This is a genomic window from Saccharopolyspora sp. NPDC002578 (assembly GCF_053592695.1).
In genome coordinates, this window is record NZ_JBSFWJ010000136.1 from 1 (window position 1) to 7419 (window position 7419).

7 protein-coding genes are annotated in these 7419 nt (G+C 72.9%); 4 read left to right on the plus strand and 3 right to left on the minus strand.

From position 1 onward, the window contains the following. Window positions 1–290: 290 nt before the first annotated feature. The 3 genes from ACWD38_RS29770 to hypE all read left to right on the plus strand — a co-directional run bounded on the left by ACWD38_RS29770 (window position 291) and on the right by hypE (window position 3776). Window positions 291–1862 (plus strand): sensor histidine kinase, encoded by a 1572-nt coding sequence (locus ACWD38_RS29770; protein ID WP_184480658.1) that lies wholly within the window; start codon window positions 291–293, stop codon window positions 1860–1862. Next, complete coding sequence (locus ACWD38_RS29775; RefSeq protein ID WP_184480660.1) at window positions 1859–2551, plus strand: response regulator; 693 nt, start codon at window positions 1859–1861, stop codon at window positions 2549–2551. Before ACWD38_RS29770 ends, ACWD38_RS29775 begins: the two co-directional genes overlap by 4 nt. A gap of 319 nt (window positions 2552–2870) precedes the next feature. After that, entirely contained in the window at window positions 2871–3776 is a 906-nt protein-coding gene (hypE, locus tag ACWD38_RS29780; protein ID WP_450125394.1) for a hydrogenase expression/formation protein HypE, read from the plus strand. Between the two features lie 42 nt (window positions 3777–3818). Here hypE and ACWD38_RS29785 read toward each other — a convergent pair whose 3' ends face one another. From ACWD38_RS29785 to ACWD38_RS29795, 3 genes are all read right to left on the minus strand, one after another. Continuing rightward, on the minus strand, window positions 3819–4685 hold the full coding sequence (locus ACWD38_RS29785; protein WP_450125395.1) for an LLM class F420-dependent oxidoreductase: 867 nt from the start codon (window positions 4683–4685) through the stop codon (window positions 3819–3821). A 63-nt stretch (window positions 4686–4748) separates the two neighbouring features. Further along, window positions 4749–5171: a pyridoxamine 5'-phosphate oxidase family protein gene (locus ACWD38_RS29790; protein WP_184480664.1), complete on the minus strand. Its 423-nt coding sequence runs from the start codon at window positions 5169–5171 to the stop codon at window positions 4749–4751. Between the two features lie 60 nt (window positions 5172–5231). Further along, window positions 5232–6098, minus strand: coding sequence for an NAD(P)H-binding protein (locus ACWD38_RS29795; protein WP_450125396.1), 867 nt, complete (start codon window positions 6096–6098; stop codon window positions 5232–5234). An 82-nt stretch (window positions 6099–6180) separates the two neighbouring features. Here ACWD38_RS29795 and ACWD38_RS29800 point away from each other — a divergent pair, with 82 nt between their 5' ends. Continuing rightward, entirely contained in the window at window positions 6181–7119 is a 939-nt protein-coding gene (locus tag ACWD38_RS29800) for an AraC family transcriptional regulator (RefSeq protein WP_450125397.1), read from the plus strand. Window positions 7120–7419: the final 300 nt, after the last annotated feature.

Sequence of the window (7419 nt, forward strand, 5' to 3'; positions counted from 1 at the left end):
AACCTCAGTGGCTTCCTCGCTGCGGGATCATTTTTCCAAGTGGCTCCGCCACGAGGAAAAATGCTGTCCTCGCGAGGAAGCCACTGAGAACCCGCCGGTGGTCGGCTTGCTCAAGCTGGTCACTGCTCAGCGGCTTCGCCGCTGACAAGACAACGGTCAAAAGATCATCGTGTGCGGACTTCCCTGCGTACTCGGCTCGCTACGCCATGTGTCCTGTGGGGACTGCTTACGGTTGTGCTGGTCAGGGGGTTAGCGTCTGGGCAGGCGCGACGTGGCGAGGGAGGTGGGGCATGCGGGGGCCGCTCTCGCGGCAGCTGCTGGGCTGGCAGCTGGCGATCATCCTGGTGCTGCTGGCCTCGATCGCCGTGTTCTCGGTGTCGCAGTCCAACGCCGCGTTCCGCGCCACCGAGGGCAGGCGGATGCTGTCGGTCGCCGAGGACCTCGCCGCGACCGACGGGGTCCGGTCGAACCTTCAGGACCCGTTCGACCGGGACGCGTTGCCGATCTTCGCCGAGAGCGCCCGCAGCCTCTCCGGGGCCGACGAGGTGATCATCACCGACGCGCGGGGCGTGGTGCTGACCTCGCCCGACCCCGGCCAGCGCGGTCAGCTGCTGCCGCTGGGGACGAGCACCGTGCTCGGTGGCCGCGCCTGGGTGGGCCAGGTGCGCGACGCCGACGGCACCGAATCGCTGGTGGCGCACGTGCCGGTGATCGGGCCGGGCGCGCGGATCGTCGGCGTGGTCGCGGCGGGGCGGGAGACCCCGGACTTCTTCGCCGGTGTGCGGCGCGCTCCCGGCGATCCGCTGATGCTGCTGGCGTTCGCGACGTTCCTCGCCGTGGCCGGGTCGATCCTGCTGGCGCGGCGGGTCAAGCACCAGACGCTGGGGCTGGAACCGCAGGAGATCACGCGCCTGGTGGAGCACCGGGAGGCGATGCTGCACGGCATCCGCGAAGGCGTGCTCGGAGTGGACCAGCAGAACCGCATCACCGTGGTCAACGACCAGGCCAGGGACCTGCTGTCGCTGCCCGCGGACTGCGTCGGCCGGGACATCGACGAGCTCGACCTCAACGACCGCGCGCGCGACGTGCTCACCGGCCGCACCGGCGGCGTCGACCAGATCGTGCTGCGCCGGGGGCGGGTGGTGGTGCTGAACCGGATGCCGATCTCCACGGTCGGCGCGGTCGTCACCATGCGGGACCGCACCGAACTCGTCGACCTGCAGCAGGAACTGGCCGCGCACCGCGCCACCACCGACACGTTGCGGGCGCAGGCGCACGAGTTCAGCAATCGGCTGCACACCATCTCGGGGCTCATCGAACTCGGCGAGTTCGACGAGCTGGCGCGGTTCGTCGACCGCGTCAGCCACACCCGGGGGCAGTGGCAGTCGGAGGTCGCGGCGCGCATCGCCGACCCGGCCACGGCGGCGCTGCTGGTCGCGAAGGCCAGCCTGGCGGCGGAACGCGGTGTGGGACTGCGGCTGACCGACGGCAGCGCGCTCGGCGAAGTCGACGAGCAGTCCTCGGCCGACGTGACGACGGTGCTGGGCAACCTGGTGGACAACGCGCTGGACGCGGTCGAAGGCGCGGCCGCGGACAACCTGATCGAGGTCGACATCCGGCACGCCGGCGACGTGGTGACGCTGGTGGTGCGCGACTCCGGCCCCGGGGTGGCGCCGGAGATCGTGGAGGAGGTCTTCCGGCACGGGTTCAGCACCAAGGCGGCCCGCGACGGGGAACGCGGCCTCGGACTGGCGCTGACCAGGCAGATCTGCCACCGCCGGGGCGGTTCGGTGCAGGTGCGCAACGAACGCGGCGCCGTGTTCACCGCGCGGCTGCCGATGGATGCGGAGGTGCCCGCGTGATCAAGGTCCTGGTGGTGGACGACGACTTCATGGTCGCCAAGATCCACAGCGGTTACGTGGGCCGGGTCGAGGGGTTCGAGGTCGTCGGCGTCGCGCACTCCGGTGCCGACGCGCTGCGGGCGGTCGACGAACTGCGCCCCGAACTGGTGCTGCTGGACATCTACCTGCCGGACATGGACGGGCTCACCGTGCTGCGCTCGATGCGCACCGGCGCCCGGCCGTCCGCGGAACCCGACGTGCTGGTCATCAGCGCCGCGCACGACCTGGACACGGTGCGCGGCGCGGTGCGCGGCGGCGCGGTGCACTACCTGATCAAGCCGTTCAGCTTCGACGCGCTGCGCGAGCAGCTGGAACACTTCCGGGCGTTGCACGATCGGCTCAGCGAACTCCCCGGCGATTCCCCCGCCGCGCAGCAGGACATCGACCGGCTCTTCGGCACCCCGGCGCGCCCGGCCGCGACGCCGAAGGGCGTGGCGAGCGAAACCGCGGTCGTGGTGGAGCGGGTGCTGCGCGAGGCCGCGGCGAGCGGCGAGGACCTGTCGGCCACCGAGTGCGCCGGGCTCGCGGAGCTGTCGCGGGTCTCGGCGCGCAAGTACCTGGAGCACTTCGTCGACACCGGCCGCGCGGAGGTGCGGCTGCGCTACGGCGGCACCGGCCGCCCGGAACGCCGCTACCGCTGGTCGGTGTGAGGCGTTCTGATCCTTCGCTTGCCGCGCAACCGGAAACCCTGATGTCGAAACCGCGCGCGGCGCTCGGCGGTCCCTCTTTCAGGCGGCCGTGGAGGACTCGATTTGTGGGCGCCGGGGTGTGGCCAGAGGCTGGCAGCGCGCACCTTTCGGATCTTCGAGGCGGGGCGTGCACGTCTCCGCGAACGGCGACCCCCGTGAGATCATCTCGATCGCGCGGAGTGGCCACAGTGGACTTCCCGCCTCCGCGGGACAAGCTCGTCCGGCGCTCGGACCCGGATGCGCGCGGGCCGTGGTGGACGAGCGAAGGAGGACGGTCGGCGTGAACACCGAGAATTCGCCGTGCGGCGTGGAAGAACGAGCACCGGGCGGGTGGGAGTTCGTCGAGTCGATCGTCTCGGAGGAATTCCCGGCCGCGCTCACCGGCGGGGTCGACCTGGCTCCGCTGGACGGGCGCGTCGCGATGACCACCGACTCGTTCGCCGCGTCGCCGCTGTTCTTCCCCGGCGGGAACCTCGGCGACCTCGCCGTCAACGGCACCGTGAACGACCTCGCCGCCTCCGGTGCCGTCCCCCGGCACCTGGTGGCGCGGCTCGTCGTCGAAGCCGGTTTCCCCGTCGGCGACCTGCGGCGGGTGGCGCGGTCGATGGGCGCCGCCGCGGCGGGCGCGGGCGTGCGGATCACCAGCGGTGGCGGTGCGGTCGTGGCGCGGGGCGAGGTCGACGGCTGCCGGATCGACACCACCGGCGTCGGCACCTTCACCGGCGCGCGCGGGCTGGGCGCGTCGCGGGCGCGGCCGGGCGACGCGGTGCTCGTGACCGGGCCGGTCGGGGACCACGGGATCGCGGTGCTGCTCCACCAGGACTCGCGGGTGGCCGAGCACGTCTCCGACACCGCCGCGCTGCACGGCCTCCTGCACGAGGTGCTGGCGGCGGCGCCGGCCGTCCGCGTGCTGCGGAACGCGACGCGCGGCGGGATCGCCGCCGTGCTCGACGAGATCGCCCGCGCCTCCGGGATGGCGGTGGCGCTGGAGGAGAGCGCGGTTCCCGTTCGCGCCCGGGTGCGCGCCGCGGCGGAACTGCTCGGCATCGACCCGCTGCACGTGGCCTGCGAAGGCCGCGCGGTCGCGGTGGTCGGTGGCGACGAGGCCGAAACCGCGCTGGCCGCGATGCGCGCCCACCCGCTCGGCGGGCGCGCGGCGATCATCGGGCGGATCATCGCGGCGTGACCCGCGCGCCCACCCCGACGACTCGCCAGCCCCGCTCCCGTCTCAGCCCCGCAGTGCCGGGGCCAGTTCGCGCCAGCCCTCGCGGGGGAGTTCGGTTCCCCTGCTCAGGACCTGCACGCAGACGTGGTCGGCACCGGCTTCGCGGTGTGCTCGCACCCGGTCGGCGATGGTGTCCACGTCGCCCCACGCGACCAGGCCGTCGATGAGCCGGTCGCTGCCGCCGTCGGCGAAGTCCTCGTCGGTGAAGCCGAGGCGCCGCAGGTTGTTCAGGTAGTTCGGCAGGCCCAGGTACGGCGCGGTCCGGAGCCGGGCGATCTCGCGGGCTTCGACCGGGTCGGTCTCCAGCACCACCTTCTGCTCCGGCGCCAGCAGCGGCCCGTCCCCGAGCACGTCCCGCGCGGTCGCGGTGTGCTCGGGCGTCGTGAGGTACGGGTGCGCCCCGGCCGACCGCTCCCCCGCCAGGGCGAGCGCGCGCGGGCCGAGCGCCGCCAGCACCCGCGCCTGCGGCGGCAGCGGGTCGTCGAGGGCGTCGAGTTCGTCCACGTAGGACCGCAGCTTGCTGAACGGCTTCTCGTAGGACCGGCCCGACCTCTCCACCACCGGTGCGTGGCTGGGGCCGATGCCGATCAGCGCTCGTCCCGGGTGCGCCCGGTCGACGCGCTGGTAGGCGGCGGCGAGGTCGGCGGCCTCGTGCTCCCAGATGTTGACGATCCCGGTGGCCACGACCAGCTTCTTCGTCGCGCCCAGCAGGGCCTGCACCGTGCGCAGGTCCCCGGGAGCCACGCCGAGCCACAGCGCCGCGTACCCGAGCTCTTCGAGCTCGACCAGCGCTTCCCGGTGCTCGGCGTCGTCGCCGTCCCAGCTGGGCGCCCCGGTCCACAGCCCGAACCGCCCGATCTCGATCGCCATGCCGCTCCTTCACGTCGTGGATCTCCCACCTCGGCCAACCCGCGACGCGACCGCTCTGTTCCCTCAGCCCGCGAAGCGGCGCACGGCATCCGGGTGGATGACGAGCCGGACCCACTCCTCGTCGAGCATTCCGGCGAGTTCCTCGGCACGGGCCGGGTCGTCGAGGTCCCAGTAGCGAGCACCGAGGCGGGCGCACAGGTCGCTCGCCCCATCGGTCTCCACCGCGACGCGACCCGCGACCGACACCCAGTGCTCGCGTTCGCCCGTCGGAGCGGCGACGACGATCGAGGCGCGTGGATCGTCGCGCAGGCGCCGCACTTTGAGCGCGTCCGGCGCGGTGAACAGCTGGATCGTGCCGTCGTCGGTCGCTTCGAACCACACCGGCCGGGGCTGGGGCGGAACCGGCCCGGCGGCCACGGTCAGGAAACCGTGCAGGGGGCGGCGGAGGAATTCGAGGTCCTGGGCGGTCAAGGCGTCAGTGCTCATCGTGGCCTTTCGGTCGTGTGGCGGGAGCGGAGTTCGGTGCGCATGTTCCGAGGAAAGCGGTCACGCCGCAGGGCGGGCGCTCCCGGCGCGGGGGTCCCGCCAGGCCCCGGCCGCCGCGGACCGCGCGACGTAGTCCTCGAAAGCTCGGGGTGCCCGTCCCAGCAGGGCGGCGAGGTCGTCCGTCGTCGTGGCGAGCACCCCTCGGTCCATCAGCACGAACATCTCGGCGACGTGGTGGGCGTCGTCCTCGCCCAGGCCGTCGTCGACCAGCGTCGCGGCGTACTGCTCCGGCGAGATCGTCCGGTAGGTGAGCGGACGCCCGGACGCGCGGGAGATCAGTTCGACGGCCTCCCAGAAAGTGATCGAGCGCGGTCCGGTGAGCTCGTAGATCCGGCCGGCGTGCCGACCGGGTTCGGTCAGCACCTGGACGGCGGCGTCGGCGACGTCGTCGACGTCGATGAACGGCTCGGGGACCGCGTCGGCCGGGGTCGCCAGCTCACCGGCGAGCAGCGGGGCGTGGAAGACCTCCTCGTCGAAGTTCTGCGCGAAGTTCGACGCCCGCAGGACGGTCCACTCCAGCGCCGAACCGCGCACCGCGTCCTCGGCCGAGCGCATGTCCAGTCCGAACGGGGAATCGCCCCAGGTGTCGGCGCCGCGCCCGGACAGCAGCACCAGCCGCCGCACCCCGGCGGCCTCGGCGCGAGCCGTGAACTCGTGCACCGGGCCGGGCACGGTCGGCGCCACCAGGTAGACGGCGTCGACGCCCGCCAAGGACGCGTCCCAGGTGCCGGGGTCGGACCAGTCGAACCGGGTCTCGCTCGACCGGGAGGCGGCCCGCACCGGCGTGCCGCGCAGCCGCAACCGGGCGAGGACCCGGCGGCCGGTCTTGCCGGTCGCGCCGAGGACGAGGGTGGTGTCGTTGCTCATGACTTCGAGTCAACCCCGCCGGTTCGGACAATCCCATAGGTGAGAAGCCGGATCGCCTGCGCGTTCGTCTAACCTCGGCGAGGTGGACGCCTTCAGTGACCTGATCCGCGGCGTGCGAGCCCACGGCTCGCTGTTCGGCAGTTCGACCCTGACCCCGCCGTGGTCGCTGCACTTCGTGGACGGGGCGCCGCTGACGCTGTGCACCGTGCTCACCGGGGCGGGCTGGATCGTGGCCGACGGCCACGATCCGGAGCCGCTGCGCACCGGCGACACGATCGTCGTGCGCGGGCCCGCCACGTTCACCTTCGTGGACGAGGTCGGCACCGCGGCGGAACCGCTCGAGTGCGGCGAGGACTGCGCGACGCCCGAGCAGGGCGGCACCCGGCACCGGCTCGGCTGGAACGATCCCGGCGAGGACCCCGGCGAGGGCGCCACGACCTTGATCGTCGGTGCTTATCCGGTGCGCGGCGAGCTCAGCCGCCGCCTGCTCGACGCGCTGCCCGTGGTGCTGCGGGTCGATGCCGGCGGCACGGCCGATCCCGTGCTGGAGCACCTCGGCGCCGAGGTCGCCGTGGACGCGCCGGGCCAGCAGGTGGTGCTCGACCGGCTGCTCGACTGGATGCTGGTGTGCACGTTGCGGGAGTGGTTCGACCGCCCCGGCGGCGCTCCCCCGGCGTGGTGGGCGGCGCAGCGCGACCCGGTCGTCGGCAACGCGCTGCGCCTGCTGCACGCCGAACCGGCAGCGCCGTGGACGGTGGGCGCGCTCGCCGACCGCACCGGGGTGTCGCGTTCGACGCTGGCCAAGCGGTTCGCCGACCTGGTCGGCGAGCCACCGCTGACGTACCTGACCCGCTGGCGCATGACGCTCGCCGCGGACCTCCTGGTCGAGCAGGACTCCACGACCATCGCGGACGTCGCCCGCACGGTCGGCTACTCCGACCCCTTCGGCTTCAGCGCCGCCTTCAAACGAATTAGAGGCACCAACCCCAGCACCTACCGCCGAACCACGACCACCACCTAGCCCCCGCCCGCACCCAAAGACCGCGCCTTCGGCGGCGAAGCCGTGCCCCGGGCCGCGAAGCAGGCCTGCCTTGCGGCCGAAGGCCGTGCCTCGCGGCGAAGCCGTGCCTCGGGCTGCGAAGCAAGCCTGCTTGGCGGCGAAGCCGTGCCTGTATGTGCGAAGCACATAGCCCACGTCAAGAAGGTGACAACCCGCGGGTTCTCAGGTGGTCTGTCGCGAGGACGGCTTTTTCCCTCGTGGCGGAGCCACTTGGGAAAAAGATCCCGCAGCGACAGACCACCTGAGGTTCCGCCACCCGCC